At 40.2% G+C, this 25926-nt stretch carries 27 protein-coding genes; 14 read left to right on the forward strand and 13 right to left on the reverse strand.

Features of this window, described 5'->3' with window-relative positions; translation table 11 throughout:
- Window positions 1–511 precede the first annotated feature (511 nt).
- Both IEU81_RS06610 and IEU81_RS06615 read right to left on the reverse strand, forming a co-directional pair.
- On the reverse strand, window positions 512–2269 hold the full coding sequence (locus tag IEU81_RS06610; RefSeq protein ID WP_092597605.1) for a GMC family oxidoreductase: 1758 nt from the start codon (window positions 2267–2269) through the stop codon (window positions 512–514).
- Window positions 2269–3078 (reverse strand): gluconate 2-dehydrogenase subunit 3 family protein, encoded by an 810-nt coding sequence (locus tag IEU81_RS06615; protein ID WP_092597602.1) that lies wholly within the window; start codon window positions 3076–3078, stop codon window positions 2269–2271. Before IEU81_RS06615 ends, IEU81_RS06610 begins: the two co-directional genes overlap by 1 nt.
- 728 nt (window positions 3079–3806) lie before the next feature.
- Here IEU81_RS06615 and IEU81_RS06620 point away from each other — a divergent pair.
- The 3 genes from IEU81_RS06620 (at window position 3807) to IEU81_RS06630 (ending at window position 7024) form a co-directional block, all read left to right on the forward strand.
- Complete coding sequence (locus IEU81_RS06620) at window positions 3807–4001, forward strand: hypothetical protein (protein WP_092597599.1); 195 nt, start codon at window positions 3807–3809, stop codon at window positions 3999–4001.
- Between the two features lie 39 nt (window positions 4002–4040).
- Entirely contained in the window at window positions 4041–4769 is a 729-nt protein-coding gene (locus IEU81_RS06625) for a hypothetical protein (protein ID WP_186089625.1), read from the forward strand.
- Between the two features lie 110 nt (window positions 4770–4879).
- Window positions 4880–7024: a DNA topoisomerase III gene (locus tag IEU81_RS06630; protein ID WP_186089623.1), complete on the forward strand. Its 2145-nt coding sequence runs from the start codon at window positions 4880–4882 to the stop codon at window positions 7022–7024.
- Window positions 7025–7079: 55 nt separating this feature from the next.
- On the opposite strand, the gene IEU81_RS06635 is transcribed toward IEU81_RS06630, so the two are convergent.
- Together IEU81_RS06635 and IEU81_RS06640 are read right to left on the reverse strand one after the other, a co-directional pair.
- The gene (locus IEU81_RS06635; RefSeq protein ID WP_186089622.1) at window positions 7080–7766 is read right to left on the reverse strand and encodes a phosphoribosylaminoimidazolesuccinocarboxamide synthase; all 687 of its coding nucleotides are present in this window, start codon (window positions 7764–7766) and stop codon (window positions 7080–7082) included.
- 164 nt (window positions 7767–7930) lie between these two features.
- Complete coding sequence (locus IEU81_RS06640) at window positions 7931–8851, reverse strand: DMT family transporter (RefSeq protein ID WP_186089621.1); 921 nt, start codon at window positions 8849–8851, stop codon at window positions 7931–7933.
- Between the two features lie 132 nt (window positions 8852–8983).
- On the opposite strand from IEU81_RS06640, the gene IEU81_RS06645 reads away from it, so the two are divergent.
- The 8 genes from IEU81_RS06645 (at window position 8984) to IEU81_RS06675 (ending at window position 15849) form a co-directional block, all read left to right on the forward strand.
- Complete coding sequence (locus IEU81_RS06645) at window positions 8984–9898, forward strand: DNA-3-methyladenine glycosylase family protein (RefSeq protein WP_186089720.1); 915 nt, start codon at window positions 8984–8986, stop codon at window positions 9896–9898.
- A gap of 70 nt (window positions 9899–9968) precedes the next feature.
- The gene (nhaC, locus tag IEU81_RS06650; protein ID WP_186089619.1) at window positions 9969–11438 is read left to right on the forward strand and encodes a Na+/H+ antiporter NhaC; all 1470 of its coding nucleotides are present in this window, start codon (window positions 9969–9971) and stop codon (window positions 11436–11438) included.
- Between the two features lie 319 nt (window positions 11439–11757).
- Window positions 11758–11895 (forward strand): hypothetical protein, encoded by a 138-nt coding sequence (locus IEU81_RS06655; protein WP_186089618.1) that lies wholly within the window; start codon window positions 11758–11760, stop codon window positions 11893–11895.
- Between the two features lie 15 nt (window positions 11896–11910).
- Window positions 11911–12804, forward strand: coding sequence for a sodium:solute symporter family transporter (locus IEU81_RS06660; protein ID WP_231957198.1), 894 nt, complete (start codon window positions 11911–11913; stop codon window positions 12802–12804).
- 8 nt (window positions 12805–12812) lie between these two features.
- Window positions 12813–13040, forward strand: coding sequence for a hypothetical protein (locus IEU81_RS10985; RefSeq protein WP_231957199.1), 228 nt, complete (start codon window positions 12813–12815; stop codon window positions 13038–13040).
- A gap of 136 nt (window positions 13041–13176) precedes the next feature.
- Entirely contained in the window at window positions 13177–13500 is a 324-nt protein-coding gene (locus IEU81_RS06665) for a hypothetical protein (protein WP_188352523.1), read from the forward strand.
- Between the two features lie 25 nt (window positions 13501–13525).
- On the forward strand, window positions 13526–14701 hold the full coding sequence (locus IEU81_RS06670; RefSeq protein WP_231957200.1) for a M24 family metallopeptidase: 1176 nt from the start codon (window positions 13526–13528) through the stop codon (window positions 14699–14701).
- A 23-nt stretch (window positions 14702–14724) separates the two neighbouring features.
- On the forward strand, window positions 14725–15849 hold the full coding sequence (locus IEU81_RS06675) for a tyramine oxidase subunit B (protein WP_186089615.1): 1125 nt from the start codon (window positions 14725–14727) through the stop codon (window positions 15847–15849).
- A 37-nt stretch (window positions 15850–15886) separates the two neighbouring features.
- On the opposite strand, the gene cuyA is transcribed toward IEU81_RS06675, so the two are convergent.
- From cuyA to guaB, 3 genes are all read right to left on the reverse strand, one after another.
- On the reverse strand, window positions 15887–16882 hold the full coding sequence (gene cuyA, locus IEU81_RS06680; protein ID WP_186089613.1) for a D-cysteate sulfo-lyase: 996 nt from the start codon (window positions 16880–16882) through the stop codon (window positions 15887–15889).
- Window positions 16883–17007: 125 nt separating this feature from the next.
- Entirely contained in the window at window positions 17008–18552 is a 1545-nt protein-coding gene (gene guaA / locus IEU81_RS06685) for a glutamine-hydrolyzing GMP synthase (RefSeq protein ID WP_092597584.1), read from the reverse strand.
- Window positions 18553–18566: 14 nt separating this feature from the next.
- Window positions 18567–20036 (reverse strand): IMP dehydrogenase, encoded by a 1470-nt coding sequence (guaB, locus tag IEU81_RS06690; RefSeq protein WP_092597581.1) that lies wholly within the window; start codon window positions 20034–20036, stop codon window positions 18567–18569.
- A gap of 261 nt (window positions 20037–20297) precedes the next feature.
- Between guaB and IEU81_RS06695 the strand changes: the two genes are divergently transcribed.
- On the forward strand, window positions 20298–20678 hold the full coding sequence (locus tag IEU81_RS06695) for a hypothetical protein (protein ID WP_092597578.1): 381 nt from the start codon (window positions 20298–20300) through the stop codon (window positions 20676–20678).
- 16 nt (window positions 20679–20694) lie between these two features.
- Here IEU81_RS06695 and IEU81_RS06700 read toward each other — a convergent pair whose 3' ends face one another.
- The 3 genes from IEU81_RS06700 to IEU81_RS06705 all read right to left on the reverse strand — a co-directional run bounded on the left by IEU81_RS06700 (window position 20695) and on the right by IEU81_RS06705 (window position 22263).
- Entirely contained in the window at window positions 20695–21255 is a 561-nt protein-coding gene (locus IEU81_RS06700) for a YfbU family protein (RefSeq protein WP_092597575.1), read from the reverse strand.
- Window positions 21255–21386 carry a hypothetical protein gene (locus IEU81_RS11055; protein WP_268884123.1) on the reverse strand — a complete coding sequence of 44 codons (132 nt, stop codon included), beginning with the start codon at window positions 21384–21386 and terminating at the stop codon, window positions 21255–21257. Before IEU81_RS11055 ends, IEU81_RS06700 begins: the two co-directional genes overlap by 1 nt.
- A 124-nt stretch (window positions 21387–21510) precedes the next feature.
- Window positions 21511–22263: a helix-turn-helix domain-containing protein gene (locus tag IEU81_RS06705; RefSeq protein ID WP_092597572.1), complete on the reverse strand. Its 753-nt coding sequence runs from the start codon at window positions 22261–22263 to the stop codon at window positions 21511–21513.
- 126 nt (window positions 22264–22389) lie between these two features.
- Here IEU81_RS06705 and IEU81_RS06710 point away from each other — a divergent pair, with 126 nt between their 5' ends.
- Together IEU81_RS06710 and IEU81_RS06715 are read left to right on the forward strand one after the other, a co-directional pair.
- Window positions 22390–22989 carry a general stress protein gene (locus tag IEU81_RS06710; protein ID WP_092597569.1) on the forward strand — a complete coding sequence of 200 codons (600 nt, stop codon included), beginning with the start codon at window positions 22390–22392 and terminating at the stop codon, window positions 22987–22989.
- Window positions 22990–23045: 56 nt separating this feature from the next.
- Window positions 23046–23783 carry a class I SAM-dependent methyltransferase gene (locus IEU81_RS06715; protein WP_092597566.1) on the forward strand — a complete coding sequence of 246 codons (738 nt, stop codon included), beginning with the start codon at window positions 23046–23048 and terminating at the stop codon, window positions 23781–23783.
- Between the two features lie 85 nt (window positions 23784–23868).
- Here the strand turns inward: IEU81_RS06715 and solA are convergent, their stop codons facing one another.
- The 3 genes from solA to IEU81_RS06730 all read right to left on the reverse strand — a co-directional run bounded on the left by solA (window position 23869) and on the right by IEU81_RS06730 (window position 25926).
- Window positions 23869–24603 (reverse strand): N-methyl-L-tryptophan oxidase, encoded by a 735-nt coding sequence (gene solA, locus IEU81_RS06720; protein ID WP_186089610.1) that lies wholly within the window; start codon window positions 24601–24603, stop codon window positions 23869–23871.
- Between the two features lie 159 nt (window positions 24604–24762).
- Window positions 24763–25002 carry a 30S ribosomal protein S18 gene (gene rpsR, locus IEU81_RS06725; protein ID WP_035810211.1) on the reverse strand — a complete coding sequence of 80 codons (240 nt, stop codon included), beginning with the start codon at window positions 25000–25002 and terminating at the stop codon, window positions 24763–24765.
- Between the two features lie 141 nt (window positions 25003–25143).
- Window positions 25144–25926, reverse strand: coding sequence for a hypothetical protein (locus IEU81_RS06730; protein ID WP_186089609.1), 783 nt, complete (start codon window positions 25924–25926; stop codon window positions 25144–25146).

Consider the following 25926-nt stretch of genomic DNA (forward strand, 5'->3'; position numbering starts at 1 on the left):
TTCACAATAAACAGGCGGCCCATAATATCATGGGCCGCCTGTTTCAAATATTATTGAAATTTTCACCCAGTTATTCTAAGAATATTAGTCAGATGAAACGCTGTTGTCTGCTGACTCAAATGAATCATAAGATTCACCTGAATATGAATCGGTCATTACTTCTGCCGTTACTGCCGGCTGGATTTCTTCAAAAAAGTTCATGGATTTCTCCTCCCTCTCTGTTTTGACTTCGCTTAATAATTAATCAGATGAAACGCTGTTGTCTGCCGACTCAAACGATTCACTTGAATAAGAATCGGTTGAAAAATCATTAGACGCTGCTGGTTGAATCTCTTCGAAATAACTCATGATTTTTCGTCCCCCCTTCGTTTGTGTTAACCCTATCATGCCCCTTCAGAGTTAAAGGAAAATTATCAGAAAATTAAAACATGATTAAAATTGGGAGTGTTTTTATTAATTTAAACAAAAAAATGCCTCTTCCGGAACAAACCGGAAGAGGCATGATAATATTTTATGCTCTCATTGTTTTGCTTTTTGCTGTTGCAAGCTGGCCGCCGTCTTCATCCAAGAAACGAATAACACCTTCTGCTGCTCTGTAAGCCAGCGCACCGATTGTCGGTGTCGGGTGGTGTCCGCCGAATTGCGGGAAGGCTGATCCGCCGACAACAAACAGATTATCAACATCCCACATTTGCAGGTAGTTATTCACTGCTGATGTTTCAGGATCGTCTCCCATAACGACGCCGCCTGTGTAGTGTCCGCCTGAGAATACATGGTTAAATTCTTCAGCAATTTCATCATCTTCGATAATGTCAGCGCCCATTTCTTCCATAATCTCGTGACATCTGTCGACACCAAATTGTGCAATCGGACGTTCATTTGAACCGAATTTGTATGTGACACGGAGTAAAGGATCACCGTACTCATCTTTGTAAGTCGGGTCAAGATCCAAATAGTTGTGCCAGTACGACATAGCGATACTTGTATACCAGATTTGAAGTGCACTGTAAGCATATTTCAGAGACTCTGCTTTGTAGTCTGCACCCCAGTTTGATACTTCTCGCGTATGGTTATTACTGCTTGAAATCGCAGCGAAACCGTATTGTCTCAATTCAATAGCACCGCCGCCGATAAAGTCGAGGTCAGAGTGATCGAAGTTGTCTGCAGCATAGTCGTTAACCGCTGCGCCCAGCGCACCGGCACCCATGTACAAGTTGAATTTCTCATTCTCAAAGAAACCGCGGACGCCGTGGAAGGCTGAGTTGTGCTGACCGTTAAAGTTACGTCCGATTAGTCCTTCTCTTGTTTCAGGATCATACTGTTCACCGATGTTTGACAGCATTAACAGTCTGTTGTTTGTAAATGCAAAGGCTGCAAGTACCACAACATCTGCAGGCTGTTCAAATTCTTCGCCTGTCGTTTCATCTACGTACATGACACCGATGGCTTCGTTATTCTCTTCATCGTAAAGGACACGGCGCACATTTGCACGTGTTCTCAATTCAAAGTTATCGTGTCTCATTGCTGTCGGAATCACCGTTGCAAGAGGATCTGACTTCGCATCGAAGTCACAGCCCGCTCTCGTACAGAAAGAACAGTACATACACGCGTTCAGTTTTTCTCCGTCCGGGTTCTCATAGTTTTGAGACATGTTCCCGGCTGCAATTTGGAAAGGATGCAATCCTAAATTCGCTGTCGCATCTTTAAATAATTTCAATGATGGTGTTTCATTTAACGGCGGGTTCGGCCATGGTTTATTACGTTCAGGTGCCAGCGGATCCTGCTCGCCTGAAATCCCTGCCGTATCTTCCCATTTTTCATAGTAAGGTTCTAATTCCTCATATGTAATACCCCAGTCCTGGAGATTCATATCTTCCGGAATTTTATCCTCGCCGTAACGATCAATAGTCTGACTGCGAATTTCGAATTCATATGGCCAGTATCTGTAAGATGCCCCTGCCCAGTGCACACTTGCACCGCCGAGATCTGTACCGAGCTGGTTATCTGCCATCGTTCTGACAGGCAACGCCGTTTCATCAATTTCGTTTCTTGAAGTCACAGTGTCACCTTTTAAAGGCTGCATAATTTCGAAACGGTTATCGAATCTCAACTCATCTTTAACACCGATGTAGTCGCTTCTTGTAGCGTGGTTCCCTTTTTCCAGACCAACGACGTCCTTGCCGGCTTTAGCAAGCTCAGCTGCGACGATACCGCCGGCCCAGCCCATTCCAACGACGACTGCTTCAACTTTATCGAGTCTCTCTACCATTACATTCCGCCCCCTTGATATGCTCTCAGACTTTCAGGTTCCATTTCGACGAACTCTTCAGAAGTAATCTGATCCATCCAGCCCATACGCGGCCCCGGATACTGAATCATCTTCCAGCCTTCCATATTTTTGTTGCCGCCGTAAACCGGATCTGAATATACGCCTTCGATTGTCGTATTTCTAAGCAGTGAGAAGAACGCTTCTGAACGCATGCCCGCAACTTCAACTTCGCCGGCCTCAAAGGCTTTCAGCACTTCATCCTGCACATCGCCTTCAAGATCGACAAACTCTGCATCGTGTTCTTCAACTGCATATTCTCTCATGCGGCGAATACCGAGTAAGAACATTTCTCCGCGATTCAGTTTTTCCTGACGGCCGTGAGTATCGGAAGCCATCGGCTGGAAAGGCCCCATGCGGTAATCTGTCCCATTCGACCCCCAAGTGCCGTAGCACTGTTTATCGATAAAATACGGTACGCCGAGTTCAATCGCACCCGGTCCATTGTCATCTTCAGGATAAATTCTCTCTGCAGCGGCTGCGAGTGCTGCAAAATCTTCCTGTCTGCTGAAATAAGTACGCGCTGCATACTCAGGCGCTTCAGAACCGCCCTCACCGCCAGCAGTTTCACCGCCGGTGCCTGTTTCTGCTGAATCAGACTCCTGATCTGAACCGAACTGGAAGCCTGTAAAACCGCCCAGTAATGCACCGCCGGCAATCCCTCCGGCTGCAACTCCAGTTGTTTTCAAGAAATCACGACGTGAAAATTGTTTTTCTTCCTGACCGTTATTCCCAGAATTTTCTTTAACCATGAAAATCATCCCCCTCTTTTCTGTGATAAAAATATTAAAAGCCTATACACTTGTAAGTTTAGTATTCATTCACAAAGTTGTCAAAACTCTTTTAAGCTAATAAATACAGTACTAATATTCAAAATATTTACATTAAACACATACCCTAAAGCACAGCTGATATCCCTAAATGATGCATATGCTAAAGCAATATTCAAAAAATGGTATTAATTTTGAAATCAGATTCAAAGAAAGTGATGTATTCACGGAATAAATGAATAGATATTAAACTAAAGGGTAATAATACTCATAAGGATAGTACACTAAGTCAGAACGAATATGCCGCTCCGTAATATAATTGAAACAATAGTAACATAATTGCAATAATTCTTAACCTGTGTTACCTTGACCGTAGAAATAAAGTTAGATATTCAGAAAGGTGATTTTCATGAAGAAAGTAACTTTATTAAGTTCATTATTAGTCGCAGGCGCATTGACGTTTACGGGTGTAAACAGCACAAGCGGACGAAATTGAATACGATGACGCGAGAACAGTATGGGGTACTGTAGTAGACGCTCAAAGTGATTTAAATGGTGACGGATGGTCTAACGGCGGTTACAGTCTGGACTGGCTTCCAGATGATCAAAGAGAAAAAATTTCGGATCTGACGAATCAGCGCCAAGTTGGTGATATTAATCAAGTTGAATATAACGAGATTGTCACAGAGATTTTTGATGAAGAACACGTCTTGATTAATGGACCTTACGGCGGTATTGAAACAACTGAAGAAAATCTGGCCAGTGTTGCTTTTAATGCACCGAAAACATTAAACGCTGCGCCGATTAAAGACGAACCTTACAACTACGACTTTGTTTACGACGGATATAACTTTAAATTTTCATATGACGGCAACGAATGGACATGGTCATACGAAAACAAATAATCTTTTAATCCTCTTTTAAAATCAGGAAGGTGAATTTAAATGAAAAAAGTAACAGTTCTCAGTTCACTATTAATCGCAGGAGCATTAACGTTTACAGGTGTTCAAGGTACTGCACAGGCTGACGAAGAAGAAGGTGCAAAAACTGTCTGGGGCGAAGTATTGCCGGCAGACACTGATCCGGATGGTGACGGCTGGGCAAATACCGGATTTGATCCTACTTGGATGTCACAAGAAGGACAGAACAGAATTAGTGGTCTTGCAGAGTCTAAAGACAATGGAGAAATATCACAGGTAGAGTTTAACGAAGCAGTCGCAGAGATTTTCCAAATAGAACAAGCACGTCAGATGGACGGCCCTAATGAAAATGCTAATGCAGAGAATGCCTCACAAGAAATGGTGCCTCATCAAAAAGTTGATGCCATGGATATAGATGTCACAAAGGAAAATCTGGCTAAACTGGCACTGTATTCACCAGCTGCACTTGATGCTGCACCGGTACAGGAAGAGCCTTACAACTATAACTTTGTCTACGGTGATTATGGATTCCATTTCTCATATGACGGTGACTACTGGAACTGGTCATATAGTGAATTAATGCAAGACTTCACAGACGATGAACTGTTGTATCTTGTTCACAACAATCCTGAAGTGTTAAATGAAAATCCGGTGCAAGCCGGCAAATATAACTTTAAAATATCGGATGACAATTATGTTTATCACTTCATGTCAGATGGCAAAAAGTGGGAATGGTCGTATGAAGAAAAATAATATTAAATAATGAAGCGAACATACTGCAGGAAATCTTCCTGCGGTATGTTTTTTTGTTTATAAAATGTATAATTAACAGATACATTGAATGAACGAGAGGATGAATATTTTTGGCAAAAAGTGTTGTACTTGCTGAAAAACCTTCAGTAGCACGTGACATTGCCCGTGTGCTGAACTGCAGTAAAAAAGGTAATGGTTATTTAGAAGGCAGTAAATATATTGTGACCTGGGCACTTGGACATTTAGTGACGCTCCAGGACCCTGAAAAATATGATACAAAATATCAAAAGTGGGAACTCAACGATTTACCTATGCTCCCTGCCCCGCTGAAATTGACTCATATTCCTAAAACAACGAAACAATTCAAAGCTGTGCAATCGCAGCTGAAACGAAAAGATGTAGATGAAATTATTATCGCTACAGATGCCGGCCGTGAAGGTGAACTCGTTGCACGCTGGATCCTTGATTATGCGAAAGTTAATAAGCCGGTAAAACGGTTATGGATATCTTCAGTAACCGACAAAGCGATTGCGAATGGCTTTAAAAACCTTCAGCCGGGAGGTAAATATGTCAATCTTTATCAGGCAGCCGCTGCAAGAAGTGAAGCTGACTGGTATGTCGGTTTAAACGCGACCCGTGCACTGACGACAAAACACAACGCCCAGCTTAACTGCGGCCGTGTACAGACACCAACACTCGCAATTATTCAAGCGCGGGATGAGACAATTAAAAACTTTAAACCGAAAACGTTCTACGGACTTGATGTCGTTACGGATAAACTGACCTTTAAATGGACAGACGGCAAAGGCTACTCGACTTTCGATGAAAATCAAATCGATAAAGTCAGCCAAAAGCTGAATGCTGCTTCATTAATTGTTAAAGACGTTCAAAAGAAGAAAAAGAAACAATTCGCTCCTGGTCTGTATGATCTGACAGAACTGCAGAGAGATGCCAATAAGATATTCGGCATGTCTGCAAAAGAAACACTGCAGACGATGCAGGCTCTGTATGAACGTCACAAAGTACTAACCTATCCAAGAACGGACTCTAAATTTATTTCGGAAGATATCGTGGATACATTGAAAGAGAGAGTCGAAGTCAGCGGCATCGGTCAGTTCAGTAAAGTTGCCGCACGTGTTTTAAGAGCACCGCTTAAAACAAACAGCTCCTTCGTCAACGACAGCAAGGTAAGCGATCACCATGCTATTATTCCAACTGAAAGTCCGGTTTTTCTTGCTGACTTTACAGAACGCGAAAAACGGATTTATGAATTGGTTGTTCAGAGATTTATGAGTGTGCTGCTGCCGCCGTATGAGTATGAAGTGACAACTGTCACTGCTGAAATCAACGGTGAACAACTCGAAGCAAAATACAACAGAGTATTAAATCAGGGCTTCAAAATTGTTTATAAAGAAGAATCATCTGACATTACAACTGATGTAAAACAAGGTGATAAACTGACTGTAAACAAGATCAGGAAAACAACAGGCGAAACAACCCCGCCTGCACGTTTCACGGAAGCATCACTGCTTCAAGCTATGGAAAACCCTGCGAAATACTTCCAGATGGACAAAGAACATAAGAAAACACTGGCAGAATCCGGCGGGCTTGGCACAGTCGCAACACGGGCAGATATTATCGATAAACTGTTCAATACTTTCTATCTGGAGAAGAACGGCCAGGCAATTAAACTCACTTCAAAAGGAAGACAGCTTTTAGATTTGGCACCGGAGATCTTAAAATCCCCTGTCACTACTGCTCAATGGGAAACCCAGCTTGAACAGATTGAAAAAGGTAAAATGAACAGACGGAAGTTTATCGAAGATATGAAAGAACATACGAAAGAGATTGTCAGAGAAATCAAGGCGAGCGAGAAGAAATTCAAGCACGATAATCTGACAGGCAGAGACTGTCCTGAATGCGGCAAACCGCTGCTGGAAGTCAAAGGCAAAAAAGGCACGATGCACGTATGCCAGGACAGAGAATGCGGATATAAACGTAACGTTGAAAAAATAACGAACGCGAGATGTCCGAAATGTAAGAAGAAAATGACGCTGAGCGGATCGGGCGACGGGCAGGTTTTCAGATGTGTCTGCGGTCACCGTGAAAAAATGTCGAGCTTCGAAGCGCGGAAGAAAAAAGAAAACAGAGGCCGTGTCGATAAGCGTACAGTGAATAAATACGTTAATCAGAAAGAAGAACCGATTAATAATGCCCTGGCTGAACAGCTGAAAAAACTGAAGCTGGATGACTAAGATATACACTGAAAAACCTTCCAATCACAATTAGTGACTGGAAGGTTTTTTAAAATTATTCCTCAAACATATATCCATTCAATTTCAACGGTTCAATATATGCCCCATCTTTATAAACACGCATATTTCCGCCTGATATTTCATCGATTAAGAGAATCTCACCTGTTTCTTCATCTCGGCCGAATTCCAATTTAATATCGTAAAGTTCCAAGTCTTTTACTGCCAGTTCTTCTTTAACCAGCTCACTGATTTTCACTGTTAATTCTGCGATTTCTTTGTATTCTTGACCACTTAAAATATTCAGTGCTTCCAGCGCCGCTTCATTGATTACAGGATCCTGACGTTCATCGTCTTTTAGAGTGACTTCTACATACGCCGGAAGTTCTGCACCTTCTTCTACATAGGCACCGTATCTGCGAAGGAAGCTTCCCACTGCTCTGAATCGGCAAATTACTTCCAGTCCCTGTCCGAATACAGATACTTTTTTAACTCTCATTTCACGTTTTTCCACATCCGCACTAATATAGTGTGTCGGAATATCCGCTGCATTTAATTTTTCGAAGAAAAAGCTCGTCATTTGAAGTCCGGCTTTACCTGACCCTTCAACTTTCAGACCCACCTGATTCTCTCCCGGATCAAAAACTCCATCTTTACCTGTCATGTCATCTTTAAAATATAAAACAGTTTCTCCATTATTATCTTTATAAACGTCTTTAGTTTTACCCCGGTAAATTAAATCCAATTGAATACACTCCTATAATCAATTTTATCTTGTTTCATATTTTACGGGTTAAAGTCGAGTTAATCAAGCTAAATAACGAATATAATTTAATATTAATTTATAAATGTTCGGTTTAAATAGATTTTTATCGTTTATTTATTAAAAATTATAATTAACGTACGATTTTACCTCACCTTTTTACTTTGTCTCTTCATCCACACTCTTTCTATATATCCCGTACCAAAGAGCACACCTGCGACGATAAATACAAAGCCGATCAGCTGAGCTGGTTCGATCATTTCATTGAGAAAAATGACTGAAAACAGGACACCAAAGAACGGCACAAAGTTATTAAAGATCGCTGTTTTTGACGCCCCGATTTTTTGGATAGCTGAATTAAATACCATGTGCCCGATGCCTGTCGCAACGATACCGGATGTAAAGAGCACTATGTATACCCCTAATGATGCTGACGTCATGTTGGATAAACCGTCTGGTTCTGCAATAAAGGCAATCAGGAGCAGCCCGACGGACCCCGCCAGATTCATAATTGCGGTCACGGCTTTTGAATCCAGCGTTGCTGTCGCTTTTTTAATAAAAATAAAGCTGATTGCTTGAGCAAACATCGATGTAAATAATAATAGTTCACCCTGTGATAATTTTAGTCCTGAAAAGGAACCGCCCTGAATGAAGAAAACACCTGTCAGCGCTAATATGAAACCCAGCACTCTCATTTTAGTCAGCTGCTCACCTAAGAAAATGACAGCAAGTACAGCTGTTGCCAGAGGGACTAACGACAGTATCAGCGACCCCGTTGAGGCTGCTGTGGTCATCAGACCCAGCGCCAGTGTCAGGTGATGCAGAATCACACCGAATATCATACCGAATGCTGTGTAAAGCCACTCTCTTACCGATAAAGCTCTCAGTGACTTAGCAAAGTAAACAATAATAATCGCTGTAATACCAGCAATCATTATACGAAAAGCTGTCATCGTCTGAGGCGGAAGGTTTTCTACGAGGACTTTTAAAAAGACGACGTTCAAGCCCCAAATTGCGGTAATTAAAAATACTAATCCATAAGTTAACATTAAGCTCTGCTGCTTCATTTTCTCACCACCCTCATGATTTGATTACACATATCATACTTGTAATTTTAAAAATAAGACAATGAATTGTATAAAATATCTGACAGTTCTAAAATGATAATAAGCACTCTATTCGAAAGGACGATGATACTGATGCAATGGACAGAACATAATCAGTCTATTGATATAGAACTTCCGGATATATTTAACTTCAAAAATAATCTCGATTATTTACAGAGAGATCCCAACGAGTGTATGTACGAAGTGATTGAAAATACAGTCATAAAACTTATTCATATCGGAGATTTACAAGTACTCGTACAGCTCAGCGTTAATAACGAGGACTGCCTAACCGTACATTTCTTAAGAGGAACTGCACCAAAATCAGCAGCAGATAAAGCAGCCGTCGTACAGTATATTTGTGAGTGGTTTGATTTAGATCGTGATATCCGTCCATTTTATAACATGGCCAGTCAGGATGACTTGCTTAAAGATGCTGTCAAAAAAGTACAGGGCTTAAGATTAATTGGAATACCGGATCTTTTTGAAGCTTTATGCTGGGCAGTATTAGGCCAGCAAATTAATTTGAAATTTGCTTATTCTTTAAAAAGACAATTTGCAGAAAAGTACGGAGAATCTATCACATACAATGATAAGAAATACTGGTCTTTTCCCTCCTGTGAAACCATCGCCGAACTGAATGCTGAAGATATGTCAGATATAAAAATGACAGGCAGAAAAAGTGAGTACATTATAGGCTTGGCTAAGCTCATGACAACAGGTGAACTATCTAAAGATAAACTCTTAAAAATGAGCGACTTTAAACGGGCGGAAAAAGAATTGACTCACATTCGCGGCATTGGGCCATGGACTGCAAATTATGTATTAATGCGCTGCCTTCGTTTCCCTGCTGCTTTTCCAATCGATGATATCGGGTTGATCAATTCAATTAAGTATCAGCTGAACATGGATAGAAAGCCCACTAAACAAGAGATTTTAAATTATACAGCGGGCTGGAAAGGCTGGGAATCCTATGCAACTTTTTATATGTGGCGATTACGTTATTAAGAAATATTGTCCGCCCTCTTGAGAAAGCGCTTTCTCTATGTATAATTAAAGCAAACAAAGGGGGATTACAATGGCCAAAGAAGATTTATTTGAGCATGAGACAAAGAAAGAATTTAAGTTTTTCATGGCAATCATACCGCTGCTTGTTATGGTAGTAACGATGCTTTACGCAATTGTTGTTCTAGAAACAGACCCGCATCTGCCGCTGATTATTGGCACGATAACAGCTGCGCTTGTTGCAATCATTAATGGATTTAAGTTCGATGACCTAGAAGAAATGATGTATAAGGGGATTAAACTGGCTCTGCCGGCAGTTGTCATCATTATGATGGTAGGTCTGATTATCGGATCATGGATCGGCGGCGGTGTTGTCGCTACGATGATTTACTACGGTTTAATGATTATCAGCCCACAGTATTTCCTTGTGACGATCTGTATTATTTGCGGCATCGTTTCACTCGCAATCGGCAGTTCATGGTCTACAATGGCAACGATTGGTGTTGCCGGCATGGGGATCGGCGTCAGTATGGGAATTAATCCTGCCATGATTGCCGGTGCAGTGATTTCAGGCGCTTATTTTGGAGATAAAATGTCGCCATTATCCGATACGACAAACCTCGCTTCCGGTCTGACAAACACTGATTTATTTGAACATATCAGGCATATGATGTTTACGACAGTTCCGGGGTTGATTGTTTCATTAATTGTCTTTTTTATTATTGGAATCAACGTGATTGGCACCAATACATCATCGCCCGAAGATATTCAGGTCATGATGACATCTATGAATGAAAACTTTGTTATCAGCCCCTGGCTGCTGCTAGTACCTGCGTTAGTTATTCTATGTATTGTATTAAAAGTTAAAGCAGTACCGGCATTAATTGTCGGTGTCATTCTCGGTACACTGTGTGCAATTTTAGTTCAGGGAGAAACACTCGCTGCATCTGCATCATTTTTAATGAACGGTTTTGTCCTCGAATCAAATAACGAGATGGTCAATGAACTGTTTAACCGCGGCGGTCTGCTCGATATGATGTATACAGTGTCCATGACTATTGTCGCCATGACTTTCGCAGGGATTCTGGAATACACTGGAATGCTCCGGGCAATCATGAATCAGATACTTAAAATTGCCAAAGGCACATTGGGTATTATATCTGCTACGATTGTTTCGTGTTTTGCAACAAACGCAACATGCTCTGAGCAATATATTTCTATTGTTGTGCCGTCACGAATGTTTTTAAGAACATATATTGAAAACAAGCTTCATTCTAAAAACCTGTCGCGTTCGCTTGAAGACGGCGGTACACTAACTTCCGTATTCATTCCGTGGAACACTTGCGGTGTCTTCATTTACGGTACGTTGGGTGTCGCAGCATGGGAATATGCACCATTCGCTATACTTAACTTTACAGTCCCTGTGATTGCAGTCATTCTCGCTGCAACAGGATTTGGTATTGCTAAAATATCATCTGAAGAACGCGATGCATATATTAAAGAGCACTACCCTGAAGAAGTAGAAAATCCTCCAGCAACATAAAAAATGTCCCCTGGGCTGGAGAATATCCAGCTTTAGGGGATGTTTTTAAATTACTCTCACTAAATAGCTGTATCATTTATATATATTTCGAGACACGCTCACACATTTACATTATTTTGGTCGTGTGTTAAATTTTAAGTAAAATTGAAAATTCTTTATATTTCGTTTTTTTAGATTTATTCGACATATTTAAACAAGTTTTAGGCAAAGGGGATGCGCAACATCATCCACTTTGCCTAAAAGTGTTTATAAATATAATTTATCTCGCGAATGCATATCGGGAAATATTTAAGAATACATGTGAAAGGAGTTGCAAGAAATGGGCGGTTTTCCTTTAGAAGGCTGGATTATTATCGTTGTCCCGCCAGTTTTAATGATTACATCAGTTGTCATTTGGTACTTCAAAGAAGTAAAACGAGAAAAACTGGAAGATGAATTAATAAAAAAGAGAAACTAAAAGGAGAGGTTTAGTTTGGAAAGTACAGGTATATTAATCATACTCATACTCTACTTGCTTATGCTGCTCGGTATCGGTCTATGGTCCGGTAAATACAGTTCAGAAGGATCTTCTGCATATTTCTTAGGTGGAAGACAGTTAAATCCATGGGTGATTTCGATGAGTGAGAAAGCATCTGAAAGCAGCGGGTTTATGACTGCCGGCTTACCCGGAGAAGCGTATTCTACGGGTCTCAGTGCAGCTTGGAATGCTGTTTCAAGCGTGTTTTCAATTATAAACTGGGTATTTTTCGCAAAACCAATACGCCGTCTGTCAGAAATTTTAAACTCTCTCACCGTTCCCGATTTCCTATCTGCACGTTTTAAAGATGATTCAAATGTAATGAGAATTATATCTATCATCGTCATGACAATATTTCAAACCGTGTACATATGTGCTCAGTTTGTTGCTTTCGGTATATTATTTGAAGTTATTTTGGGCATTGATTTTTCTGTCGGCGTAATTATCGGCGGGATTATTACAATACTCTATACAGTCGTTGGCGGTTTCTTCGCAGTGACAGTCACTGACTTTATCCAAGGGATATTAATGGCTTTTGTCTTTGTCGTTCTGCCAGTTGTAGGGATTTTTAAAATCGGCGGATTTAATGAGATGGGCTTTGCACTGACAGAAGCGATGGGTTCAGATTTCTTAAAACCCTTCTTTGGTAATCCCGCTCTTACGCTTGCAGGTATAGTTGCGATTATCAGTTATCTGTTTATCGGTGTAGGTTTTAATGGTGCACCGCACGTGCTCGTACGCTATATGGCTTTAAGAAATAGCCGCGATGTTAAAATGATTGCACTCATCGGTATTTCTGGTCTCCAATCGATATCTATGAAGGCGGTCCAGCATTCATTGCTGCTCTGATCACTATTGTGATTGTCAGTCTCTTTACAAAACCACCGGAAGGCGAACAATTCGAAAAAATGTGGGAAACGTATACAGAGAAAAATGAAGTGGGCACACCAGAATTCTTACCTTCTGATCAACTAGCTGTTAAACAAGTGAACACAAGTAACATTAAACTAAAAACTGATAAAGATATTGTATCTGCCTTGTTGGAAAATAATATTAACAGCGCCAAACCTTTTACTCAAAAATAACAGAGGAGAAAAGTGAGCGATGGATGATATAAAAAGTGTAAACATTATAAAAACACCATATGACTTAGACGGAAGAGAAATTGTTTGTTATCCTAATTTAATTTTATACGCAAAAATCAAAGTCCCGAGAATGTTCATGAAACCAAGAATAATCTACTCGGCTATTACTGTCGATTTAGTCAGAGGCGAAGCTGCACTTTCAAATATGTTCCCTGAATATGAACCGCTGAACATCGACAGCAGTGCTTTAATAAAGTCAGCAATAAGTATAGAAAAATCTGTGGCAAAAACAGAGAAATTACTGATCAAATGGGCTAGACACAAATATAAAATCTATAAGGTTCCTGAAATTGAAATTCTAAAACAGGAAAAAGTGTATAAGGCTTTCTTTTACACTGAATTTAAAGATCAAAAATTATTAGTGGATTCTGTCAAAGGGGTCGAAACATCAGCCATGTAAATTGCAATATCAGGGGGGATGAAAGATGTCACACATGAAGTATTTTATGCAAAGAAGAAAAAGATTGCTTGAGCATATGACGCGCCTCGATTATTCACTCATACTGATTACAGATCCGAGCTATATTTTCTATTTCACAGGTTATCACAGTGCACTAGGGGCCGAATGGGGACGACCAGAACTGTTTGTGTTAATGCAAAATGGTGAGTCATATTTGATTACACCCTCGATGGAAGAAGAAATGGCCAATGCTCAAACTGACTTAACACAAGTAATTCCCTGGACAGACGGTCTTGATAACGAGTGGAGAAAACCGTTATCACAGCTGCTAAGTAAAGCAGACAGTGAGCGTCTCGGCATCGATTATCTTAAAATACCAAGAGTAGTTTGGGACTTTATCGTAGAACACAAAAATCAAAATAATATCGAGGACATTTGCCCTATCGTTGAAAGTATGCGCATGATTAAAGATGATTATGAGATACAAATCGCACGTCATACTGGAGAAGTTGCTGTTGCTATGCTGGAAGCTGCAATGGAAGTTGCAGCACCGGGGGTTTATGAATTCGAAGTGTCATTAGCTGCTGAAAGAGCCGGGACCTATAAAGCTGCAGAATTGATGAAAAAATATTATGAGGAAGATGAACCTTTCAACTATCCGAATATAAGTAATCACCAGCAGATTATGGCTGCTGGTAAACTTACAACGATGTGCCATCACAGAGCCGGCATGACACAACTTAAACATGGTGAGCCATTATTTATATGTCATTGCGGTGCTGTCAGTTTTAAAGGTTTCTATCTCGGCTTTGACCGAACCTTATTTGTCGGTAAAGGCAATGAAGAAGTATCGCGTCTGCTGAATATAGCAGAAGCTTCTCAGAAAGCCGCTTTGTCGGAAATCAAACCTGGTGCAGTGGCCGAAGATGTTTTTTCAGCCTATGCAGAAGTCATTCAGTCGGCCGGCTACCCTATACCTTTCAGAGCAGGACGTTCCTTGGGATTCTCTGTCAATGGCGCGCCTCAGCTGGCTAAAGGAGACCAGACGATATTAAAAGAAGGGATGATATTTGCAGTCGACGGCGGTGCAGATGGTCAAAATTACCGCACTCAAGTTGGTGACAGCATATTAGTAACAAAAGACGGTTACGAGTTCATTACACCATTTACAAAAAAACACGATGAACTCATTGTCTATTAATGATTCATAAAGGGGATGAATATATGACACCAGCCAGAGTAGATTTTCTGTACCTAGATGAAAAAGATATGATAGCTGCCGGCGTACTGAATATGCATGAATGTATTAATGAAATGGAAAAAGTATTCACCCTGTTAAGTAACGGCGATTATATCATGGGCGGACTAAACGATAATTCACATGGTATACTGATTGATTTTCCAGAGAAACCTCAACATGACAAGATGCCTAAAGACGGACCTGACAGAAGATTCATGGCCATGCCGGCCTATTTAGGCGGAGAATATAACGTGACGGGCTGCAAATGGTACGGATCAAACATTGCAAATATCAGTAAAGGCATGCCGCGCTCCATTTTAATGATGACATTAAATGATACCGATACAGGGGTACCACTTGCCTACCAATCGGCAAACCTGTTGAGTGCATGGAGGACAGGTGCGATTCCGGGAGTCGGTGCAAAATATTTAGCCCGTCCGAATTCCAAAGTATTCAGCATCGTCGGTGCAGGATCGATTGGCGTTTCCAGTGCTGAAGCCATACTCGACGTCTGCCAGACATTGGAGAAAGTTAAAATTTATGATGTAATTAAATCTACCGCCGAGACTTTAAAAAAGAGACTGAACGATAACTTCCCAAAACTAGACGTCCAAGTTGTCACCACATTAAAAGAAGCAATTATAGAATGCGATATTATTAACTTGGCTACTGCCGGTGAAGCTAATCCAAAAATCGAAAGTAACTGGATTAAAGCCGGCGCTTTATTTACAGTATCTTCGAGCGGAGATTTTGATTCTGTATTTGCAATTAACTCAATGAAACTGGTCGTCGACAACTGGGCAATGTATGAAGCAGCCTCAGATGAAGACTCCTACCCATACTACAATCCGACTATGGGTGTCATCGGCAGGCAGTTTTTAGACTGGATACACGAGAATAAAATGACGCCAGAGATTATTACGAACATTGGGGACGTTATTACCGGAAAGGCTGAAGGCAGAACATCAGATGAAGATATCATCCTGTACGGCTTAGGCGGACAACCGGTCTACGATGTGGCTTGGGGCTATAGAATTTATCAGAATGCATTAGAGAAAAACATTGGCACTAAGTTAAATCTCTGGGATGAGGCATACCAAGCAAGATAGTATAGCACAGTAAGAAGGGCTGATATCAGCCCTTTTTTTATTGAAATAATGAACCGTAATTAAATAATGCCGGTGAACCGCCCGTATGCATGAATAACACTTTATCGTCTGTTTTGAAATATGCTGATCGAATTAAATCAATTAAACCGTGCATCGTTTTACCTGTGTATACAGGGTCTAATAGAATACCTTCACTTTGAGCCAGCAGTTTAACCGCTTCTATCATTCCATCACTCGGCAAGGAATATCCTAGACCAATATAATCATCCAGCACCTTAACCGCACTTTTTTCTATTCTATTTTCTATATTTAAATACTCCGATGTTTGTTCAAGCAGCTTAAAAATCTTCTCTTCCTGAGCCTTTGTTTGATTATTTACACTGATGCCTATAATTGGAATGCTGCGACTACTCTCTCCCATTCCTAAAAGCAGACCAGCATGTGTTCCACTACTTCCGGTAGGTGTAATTATATAATCAATATCTATTTGATCTTCCTTCAGCTGTAAATTGATTTCTTCTGCACACGCTGCGTATCCAAGTGCACCGATTTCATTTGAACCGCCCATTGGAATAATGTAAGGTTTTTTACCTTCCGCTTCTACTTTTTTGGCAACCTTCTCCATCTCTTTAATCATATCCGAACCGCCCGGCACGACTGTTTTACTATCTGCATCCAATACACTGTACAGTAAATTATTGCCGGTTGCTGTTGGGCTGTAACTATTAGGGACCCTTTCTTCCAATACCAAATGACAGTCTATTTTTTCTTTTTTCGCTGCTGATAAAGTTAGCCGGCAATGATTAGACTGTACAGCACCGCATGTAATGATAGTATCCGATTTATTCTTTAAGGCATCAGCAAGTAAAAACTCCAGCTTTCTCGTTTTGTTGCCGCCGCCGGCCAAGCCAAGATAGTCATCTCTTTTTATAAAAATATCCGGACCATTTAAAAGTTTAGAAAGATTTTCTAAATACTCAATAGGTGTAGGGCCGCTGGTATAGGCTCTTCTCGGTACACTTTTAAAATCCATGTTTACGCCTCCCGATAATATGATTACATTTTTTCTGGCTTTATATTGAATAGATACCCTGTCCTAGTCTGAATGAGAGAAAAAAGAGCCAAAAACCTTTCAATAAGGTTTTTGGCTCCATAGTGTTATTCCCACTCAATCGTCGCAGGCGGCTTGCTTGTAATATCGTAAACCACACGGTTAATGTGTTTCGATTCATTGACTAAACGTTTAGAGATTTTCTCCAGCACTTCCCAGTCAATTCTTGCAAATTCACTTGTCATACCGTCGATACTCGTTACCGCTCTAATACCAATTGTATAGTCATATGTTCTGTAGTCTCCGGTTACACCGACTGAACGGATATTCGGCAGCACTGTGAAGTATTGCCAGATATCTCTTTCAAGTCCTGCTTTACGGATTTCATCTCTTAAAATCCAGTCGCTTTCGCGTACGATTTCTAATTTCTCAGGTGTGATCTCACCCAGTACACGGATACCCAGTCCAGGACCAGGGAATGGCTGTCTCCAAACTAAGTGTTCAGGGATGCCGAGTTCTACCCCCAGCTCACGTACTTCATCTTTGAACAGCGTATTTAACGGTTCGATTAATTCAAACTGCATATCTTCTGGCAGTCCGCCCACATTATGGTGTGATTTAATCGTTGTCGCTGTTTCTGTACCTGATTCAATAATATCAGTATACAAAGTCCCTTGTGCCAGGTAATCAATACCTTCCAGTTTCGATGCTTCATCATCAAAGACGTAAATAAATTCGTTACCGATAATTTTACGTTTCTGTTCCGGATCAGAGACTCCGGCAAGTTTAGATAAGAAGCGTTCTTGTGCATCGATTTTAATAATATTCATATTGAAGCCTTCACCGAACTGCTCCATGACCATGTCCGCTTCTCCTTTACGAAGCAGGCCGTGGTCTACAAATATACATGTCAGCTGATCGCCGATTGCTCTATGCAGCAGCACTGCTGTGACAGATGAATCGACACCGCCGCTCATCGCACATAATACTTGTTTGCCGCCGACTGTTTCACGGATTTTTTCAACTTCAATATCGATAAAATTCTCCATTGTCCATTCGCCAGTACAGTTACAAATATCACGGATATAGTTTTTAAGCACTGTGTCACCATTCACTGTATGTTTTGCTTCCGGGTGGAATTGCAGTCCGTAGAATGGCTTTTCAATGTGTTTCACTGCTGCATTTGCACACAGTTCTGTTTCACCAATAACTTCAAAACCATCAGCCAGTTTCGTTACTTTATCACTGTGACTCATCAATACTGTTTCTGATGTCGCCAGTCCTTTAAAGATATCCGCTTCAGTGTTGACTTTAATATCAGTTGCACCGGATTCTTTTTCGTTAGATGCAACGACTTCTCCGCCGTTTAACTGCATCATCAGCTGCATACCGTAGCATATACCTAATACAGGCACGCCGAGGTCAAATACCGCAGGGTCAACGGTAAATGCATCGTCTGCATATACCGAACGCGGTCCGCCTGACAGGATAATCCCTTTAGGATCTAATTCTTTAATTTCTTCAATTGTGATACTCGGGTTATGCAGCTCGCTGTATACTCCAAGATCACGAATACGGCGTGTAATTAACTGATTGTACTGACTGCCGTAATCAATTACTAAAATAAGTTCCTGCTCTTTAGCCATTTCCATAAAAGAATTACTCCTTATATACTGTAGTTTGGTGCTTCTTTTGTTACTTGAACATTGTGAGGGTGACTTTCAATCAGTCCAGCACCTGTAATTTTAACAAATTGTGCGTGTTCTCTTAACGCTTCTAAGTTGGCACTTCCAGTATAACCCATACCTGAACGTAAACCGCCTAACAGCTGATACACTGTTTCAGATAATGGCCCTTTGTATTCCGTGCGTCCTTCGATACCTTCCGGAACGAATTTTTTCGCTTCAGTGTCTTCCTGGAAATAACGGTCTTTAGATCCCTGTTCCATTGCACCCAATGAACCCATACCGCGGTATGTTTTATAACGGCGACCTTGGAACATTTCCGTCTCACCTGGTGATTCTTCCGTTCCAGCTAACAGACTGCCGAGCATTACAGCATGTCCGCCTGCTGCTAAGGCTTTAACGATATCTCCTGACAGTTTGATTCCGCCGTCAGCGATAATTGCCTTATCGTGTTTTCTCGCTTCTGAAGCTGCATCATAGACAGCAGTGATCTGCGGTACTCCGACACCTGTCACGACACGTGTCGTACAAATAGAACCCGGGCCGATACCGACTTTAACGACATCAACACCAGCTTCGATGAGTGCACGTGTACCTTCTGCAGTAGCTACGTTCCCAGCGATTAATGTCGTATCAGGGAATTTGCTGCGAATATCTTTAATCGCATCGAGCACACCTTGTGAATGTCCGTGTGCAGTATCGATAACCAATGCGTCAGCGCCGCCTTGAATTAACTCTTCTGCGCGTTTTTCTGTTTCTTTCGCAATACCAATTGCTGCTGCAACAAGAAGTCTGCCCTGATCATCTTTCGCTGCATTCGGGAATTCGATAACTTTTTCAATATCTTTAATCGTAATTAACCCTTTAAGTACATCGTTTTCATCAACAAGCGGTAATTTTTCAATACGGTGCTGCTGTAAAATACGACCTGCGTCTTCTAATTTCGTACCGACAGGTGCTGTGACGAGATTATCTTTTGTCATTACTTCATCAATAGTCATCGAGAAGTTTTCAACAAAGCGCATATCTCTGTTTGTAATAATTCCGATCAGTTTTTTCTCTTCAGGATTGTTAACAATCGGCACACCTGAGATTCTGTATTTGCTCATTAAATGTTCTGCAGCAAATACCTGCTCTTCTTTAGTCAGGAAGAACGGATCTTTAATTACGCCGTTTTCTGAACGTTTAACTTTTTCTACTTCATCACGCTGACGCTCAATAGACATGTTCTTATGAATAACTCCAAGACCGCCCTGACGTGCAACAGCAATCGCCATTTTCGATTCAGTCACTGTATCCATTCCCGCACTGATTAGAGGAATGTTCAACTTAAGATTCGGTGCTAATTCAACACTCAAATCCACCTCTTTAGGTAGTACTGCTGAGTGAGCCGGCAGAAGTAATACATCATCAAATGTAAGTCCTTCTTTTTTAAACTTATCTTCCCACATAAAAAACTGCCTCCTGATTAAATTATTTGTCGTATTCTGCAACTGATATAAAATATTAATTTCCCTATTATAACAAAATCCGAACGGTCAAACAATAATGCATAGATAATAAATATGTCTTATTATAAAACACTATCGTTAGATATGGAAGCCACTCTTAATGTTCGGAATTTTGAGAATTTAAGCGTTTTTGCAGGGAAGTTTAATTGTGAGCGCTCGGGGAATAGACTACTAACAACTTTTAAGCGAGAGGTGAACATAATGCAATACATTGAAAAGTATACTTCATTAGATGAGATTTTAGAAAGAATAGACCTGTTGAAACAAGAAGAAAATTATTACGAAGAAGACTTTAATATTCTGGGACTTGAAGATTTAGAACCGGACTGGACAGACTATATGGGCTGTACTTACAACCCACATTCAAAAAACTTATCTTTTAAAGATTTCTTTACCCAAAATGCTAAAGCTGAAGATTTCCTAAATGCTTCAGGCTTGAATCCGGATCTCGTGTCGACACATTTAAAGACATTGGAAAACGGAAACTTCCTGCTCGCATTTGATGATGATTCTTTAAATCGTGATGTAAACCGCAGCAGCGTAGAAGCGGATATAGAAAAGGGACCGGGAGATAATTTATAAATTATCCCCCGGTTTTTTATAGTATTAATTTCATCTGCTGCTCACGTCTGACACAAATATCCATCATCATTTCCTCGGTCAGCCGCGGGTATCTCTTATAACGTTCATATCTCAAAAGCATATCCCGGTAATGAATCAAAGTAATCGGCAAAGCTTCTTTAAATATAGGCACGCGGTATTGTTGAGTCCTGACTAAAAATATGTAATAGGAAAGATATACCGCCGCTGAAGTTTCAAAACCGCAAAACTTTGTGTAACATTCCAGTTCTACATAATCCGCTGCTGCACGGGGCAATTTCGATAAAGATAATGAAATATGGTCGAACATTTTCATAATAAATATCACTTCAATTGAAACTTCAGCGGGCACAGGCTCGCTGGTCACTCCGATAAAATCAAGAACTTCATAATAATTGAACTCTACTCCCTGCCTGACAATATCGATACAGTACTTGCAGTGATCAATATATTCCTGATCATCATTGAACTTAAGCATATTCTCAAGTGCAGTGATGACCTGAATTTTGCCTGCTGTACTGATAAAGTCAGGACTGCCGGGCGGCATCGCCCTGCGCATCAAAACTCAAAGTCAGGGCAGTCACAATTATTATGCTGAGAAATCTCTTCAGCATCTGCTGCCGTATTAAAAACAAACAAAATTGCAATGATGCCAAAAGACATCAAAGTTTTCCTGAAAATATTCTTCATAAATCAAGTTCTCCTTCTAAGATTTTCTCTGTTTATCAGAGTGACTTAATTATATACAGTTCAATTGTCAGAAAACTATTAAATTATTCGCCCGATATCATATATGAGAAATTTTTAATGTTTGTCACACAACTTCATCCCCATTTAAATATTTACCGGCTTTATTTTCAAGATCTGTTATTTTACCAATCAAATAAGTCGATTCATGTTTATTAAGCAGACATTTCGCTTTTTTGGCATAGCTGTTTATATTTTCGTAATTTCCAGTCCGGCAATACCCATTCATAATATTGAAGTACAGTTTAACCCCTGTCTTATAATTAATTTTCCTAGAATACCGATTATAAATCCGGCCCGCTTCAATGTAGCACGACAGCCCGTTCTTTTTGCTGAGATACAAAATATTGCCCTTTGCCATATATAGACTGACTTTTAAATATTCCAAAGAATCCTTATTATGTGTACGCTTCAGTGCTGAATTTATAAGTTTCAGTGCAGCGGCATACTTTTTTTCTTCTTGAAGCAGAATTGCCTTATGCCAATCATAATAGATGGACAGTTTTTCTTTGCTGCGCCATTCAGCCAAAGTTAATTTTTTCAGGGTAGTCTCGAGAGAATACAATAAGCGCTGTTCTCTAATTCTGTCGAGCTCATCCAGTATGTCCAAATCCGCTGCAGGCGACACCCGGATAATAATATCTTCGAGTGTTAAATCCAATGCTTCCATTATTTTTACAACCGAAAGAAAAGTAACGTTCTCACCCCGTTCAAGACGGCTGACCGTCGAAACAGACACGCCTATTTTTTGAGCCAGAGTTTTTTGGGACACGCTGTATTCCTGACGACGGGACATAATTTCCAGATGATTTAGTTGCATAATTGCCCTCCCTCACTTATAAATATAAGTAATAAGAAATATTTGTCAATATAGAAAAATAGTGAGAGTTTCGGACATTCGTATCAGGGTATAAATACTATAAAAGAACGTGATGGAGGATTGAGTATGACAACAATTGAAATCTATTCAAATACAGATGCACTCAGCGATAAAATTTACGAACTGCGGGCAGAAGGTGTGAAAGACTCCAATATGACGGTCGTCGCTAAAGACCGTTTTAAAGCAACATTTTTAAGATATACACGTGTCCCTTTTAAAAAAGCAGACGGGACAATGTGGGATAAAGTTGCAGCCAAGTTTTTAGATGAGAATTCTAAAGCACGTGTCGCAAACCAGTTAAACTTAACTGGAGAAGATTATTCTAAATATAGAGATGCGGTCGACAACGGCGATATTTTATTACTCGTCCGCACGGAGGAAGATAAAATCAAGCAGACCGAAGACAATGCAGGCGAGCTCATTACACAAGATGATGTTTTAAAAGCACAGGAAACACATACGGATCAGCCAATGCAGCTTGAAGACATCAATCATCCAGGACAGTCAGAGAACAGTAAATCAGCAAAAAGAAAACATGACAGCTATATGGATGCTGCACAAATTATTCATGAAGACGGCAACAGACGCACCGTTGAACTGGAAGGTAAATCATTTACGATCGTTAATATGAAAGAAGAACTGACAGATACAGAAAACAATAAATAGATTCAAAGCTATCCTCTATAAATTTTTTATAGAGGATTTTTTCAGGAGGAATCAGGATGCATAACCAGTACGATGAAGAGAATTTTTTTAATATGTATAAAGAAATACGCCACTCGCCTTTAAGCTACAATGAAATTGTTGAGTTTCCTGAAATTCAACGATATATGCCCGATTTAAAAAACAAACATGTTCTCGATATCGGCTGCGGATTTGGGCATCTTTTAAAATATATACAGAATTTCCAGCCGAAATTGTTAACTGGCATCGACGCTTCAGAAAAGATGATTCATCATTGCCGCTCAGAGGAAAGTTTAAACAATATGGATTTCATTCATGGAGACATTTTAACAGCATCTCATCTCGACAAGTATGATGTCATAATCTCTTCACTGGTATTTCATTACATTGAAGATTTTGATGCTTTGGCTAAAAAACTTTATTCACTTTTAAACCCAGGCGGAAATGTACTGTTTACGATTGAGCACCCGATTCAAACAGCAACTGAAACAAAAAATCTTGTTATGAAAGATACGCATGGGTTGTATGCACGGGTCGATCACTATTTTAAAGAAAGCAGCAGAAACTCTTATTGGCGTGATGGCATTGTGATAAAAAAGTATCATCATAAAATGGATACTATCTTAAATAGTCTGATTCAAAATCAATTAAATATAGAAGTTGTAAAGGAATTAGGAGATTCGCCCGAGGTACGTGAGCATTATCCAGAAGACAGAATCCAAAAGCTAAACACCTTTCCGCCTTTCCTTTTAATCAAATGTACCAAAATAAAATAACCTCCAAAAATTGGAGGTTATTTTTCCTGAAATGCTTTTTCCAGCTTATCAATATCAAATTTTTTCATTTTAAGAAACGCTTCTGTCACGCGCCGAAGCTGCTCCGGTGTACCTTCTTCGAACATACGTAAATATTATCTTCAAGCGGTTTGAACCAACTGATGGTTTTCCTGACGGGCTGTATATGTAAATCAATTTCAGGAAGTAATTTTTGAAGCCAGGCACCTGCAGTGACAATGACCTTTTTACCCTGATAAGTGCCCTTATCAGTTTCAACTGTCACACCGTCCTCTGTCGATTTTAAAGCAGTAACTGCTTCATTTTCATGAATCTCAGCGCCGAATTTGATGGCACCGTCTTTATAAGCTGTAATGCAGTCCTCACTGAATAAAAACCCGGCACTGGAATCCCAGCAACCAATAAAATCATCGGCGATGTTGAAACCGCGCCATTTTGCTCTCAATTCTTTGGCATTCATCACCTTGTGAGGAATACCATGATCTGCTGCACTCTCTATCGTCTCTTTTAGAAAATTTGAATCCGCCGGACCGATTGTAATTGCACCGGTCGGCCTGAATAATTCTCTGCCGGTCTCCGCTTCAAGTTCGCGCCATAATTTTATCGAATCTAGAGCAAGCGGGACGTAACTGCTGCCGTGACCGTAATTCAATCTGAGCATGCGCGTCATGCCATGATGACTCCCCATTTGGTTAGGTATTTCAAACTGATCCAGCACCAACACACGTGCCCCCTGTTTTGCTCTAAAATAAGCCGCGGCAATTCCCATAGAGCCGCCGCCTGCAATAATTACATCATACATATTATACGCCCCTTCTATGTTTTCCCAGATAGTAGCATTTATCAGTGTGAAAGGAAAGATTTCACTATTTAAAAATTTGAATATGGGTAAATAATATAAAGAATAAATCCAAAAAAGAAAAACACCTGATATCAATGATATCAGGTGTTCAGTAATATATTACTGTTCTTCTTTAACGTATGGTAACAATGCCATGTGACGTGCACGTTTGATCGCACCAGTTAACTGACGCTGATACTTCGCTGAAGTACCTGTTACACGTCTAGGAAGAATTTTCCCACGTTCAGAAATGAACTTTTTAAGAAGTTCTACTTCTTTGTAGTCGATGTGTGTAATTCCGTTTGCTGTGAAATAACAAACTTTTTTACGACGACGACCGCCTCTTCTTGGACCTGCCATAGTAAGCCCTCCTCTACAGATTAGTATATTCGATTGTGTGGATCGAATGTGTAATCCATAACTTAGTTATTTACTAAACGTGTGTTTTATAATGTGTGTATGTGCACGATATATACTACAACTTTTATGGTAAAAAGTCAATTATTTTTTCTGCGCGTCTCTCTTGCTGCTAATAATCAAGATACTGAATATTATTATTACAGCCGCAAACAATGCAACACTTGAAATAATAATATAATTCTCACTCTCTGGTCCGCCGTCCGCAAATATTTTCGCGATAATTTCGGGAGCCGCTAACAGGAAAGCGAGTACTGCATAGAACCATTGTTTCATTAGCAGTGATCCAATAACCAGTACTGCCAGTAATATAAAACCGATTGTGATATTGACGTTACTTGCTGGTTCAAAGAAAGTCACAAGCGGATAACGCCGAACTAGAAATAGGGAACCGACTAATACCCCCATAAATAAAAAGCTGAAAATAAAACTGACTGCGTATCCTTTAATATCAAGTTTTTCAGTTTTAAAGTTGGCATAATTTACAAGAATCTTTTTAAACCCTGCATATAAAGCAAATGGACCGAGTACGATAATCGCCGCGTAATATAACAAATTGCTGAGTGTCCATTCAAAAGTACCTGAAATTAATGTGGGCACCGTTAAGATCCCTGCAAGATACACGATAAACAAAGTAATATACTTTTTAATATTATTTGCAGCAGGCATTTCCCCGGAAATATTTTTGATATACTCTTTTACTGAACCGCCTGTAATATCTTTTACGGACTTACCGTCTTTTTCAGCCTGAATTAAATGGTCTTCAAGCTCTGCCTCCATATCATCGATCGCCTCATCATCTTTACCGTGTGCCATCATCTCAATTCTAAATTCTGTTAAAAATTTCTCCGCTTCTTCACTTAACAT

This window comes from Jeotgalicoccus aerolatus, assembly GCF_014635205.1.
GTDB lineage: Bacteria > Bacillota > Bacilli > Staphylococcales > Salinicoccaceae > Jeotgalicoccus > Jeotgalicoccus aerolatus.

Coding starts and splice junctions, on each gene's coding strand:
- IEU81_RS06610 (WP_092597605.1), bottom strand. CDS start 2,269: ATGGTAGAGAGACTCGATAAAGTTGAAGCAGTCGTCGTTGGAATGGGC.
- IEU81_RS06615 (WP_092597602.1), bottom strand. CDS start 3,078: ATGGTTAAAGAAAATTCTGGGAATAACGGTCAGGAAGAAAAACAATTT.
- IEU81_RS06625 (WP_186089625.1), top strand. CDS start 4,041: ATGAAAAAAGTAACAGTTCTCAGTTCACTATTAATCGCAGGAGCATTA.
- IEU81_RS06640 (WP_186089621.1), bottom strand. CDS start 8,851: ATGAAGCAGCAGAGCTTAATGTTAACTTATGGATTAGTATTTTTAATT.
- IEU81_RS06645 (WP_186089720.1), top strand. CDS start 8,984: ATGCAATGGACAGAACATAATCAGTCTATTGATATAGAACTTCCGGAT.
- nhaC (WP_186089619.1), top strand. CDS start 9,969: ATGGCCAAAGAAGATTTATTTGAGCATGAGACAAAGAAAGAATTTAAG.
- IEU81_RS06655 (WP_186089618.1), top strand. CDS start 11,758: ATGGGCGGTTTTCCTTTAGAAGGCTGGATTATTATCGTTGTCCCGCCA.
- IEU81_RS06665 (WP_188352523.1), top strand. CDS start 13,177: ATGAAACCAAGAATAATCTACTCGGCTATTACTGTCGATTTAGTCAGA.
- IEU81_RS06670 (WP_231957200.1), top strand. CDS start 13,526: ATGTCACACATGAAGTATTTTATGCAAAGAAGAAAAAGATTGCTTGAG.
- IEU81_RS06675 (WP_186089615.1), top strand. CDS start 14,725: ATGACACCAGCCAGAGTAGATTTTCTGTACCTAGATGAAAAAGATATG.
- cuyA (WP_186089613.1), bottom strand. CDS start 16,882: ATGGATTTTAAAAGTGTACCGAGAAGAGCCTATACCAGCGGCCCTACA.
- guaA (WP_092597584.1), bottom strand. CDS start 18,552: ATGGAAATGGCTAAAGAGCAGGAACTTATTTTAGTAATTGATTACGGC.
- guaB (WP_092597581.1), bottom strand. CDS start 20,036: ATGTGGGAAGATAAGTTTAAAAAAGAAGGACTTACATTTGATGATGTA.
- IEU81_RS06695 (WP_092597578.1), top strand. CDS start 20,298: ATGCAATACATTGAAAAGTATACTTCATTAGATGAGATTTTAGAAAGA.
- IEU81_RS06700 (WP_092597575.1), bottom strand. CDS start 21,255: ATGCGCAGGGCGATGCCGCCCGGCAGTCCTGACTTTATCAGTACAGCA.
- IEU81_RS11055 (WP_268884123.1), bottom strand. CDS start 21,386: ATGAAGAATATTTTCAGGAAAACTTTGATGTCTTTTGGCATCATTGCA.
- IEU81_RS06705 (WP_092597572.1), bottom strand. CDS start 22,263: ATGCAACTAAATCATCTGGAAATTATGTCCCGTCGTCAGGAATACAGC.
- IEU81_RS06710 (WP_092597569.1), top strand. CDS start 22,390: ATGACAACAATTGAAATCTATTCAAATACAGATGCACTCAGCGATAAA.
- IEU81_RS06715 (WP_092597566.1), top strand. CDS start 23,046: ATGCATAACCAGTACGATGAAGAGAATTTTTTTAATATGTATAAAGAA.
- solA (WP_186089610.1), bottom strand. CDS start 24,603: ATGTATGATGTAATTATTGCAGGCGGCGGCTCTATGGGAATTGCCGCG.
- rpsR (WP_035810211.1), bottom strand. CDS start 25,002: ATGGCAGGTCCAAGAAGAGGCGGTCGTCGTCGTAAAAAAGTTTGTTAT.
- IEU81_RS06730 (WP_186089609.1), bottom strand. CDS start 25,926: ATGTTAAGTGAAGAAGCGGAGAAATTTTTAACAGAATTTAGAATTGAG.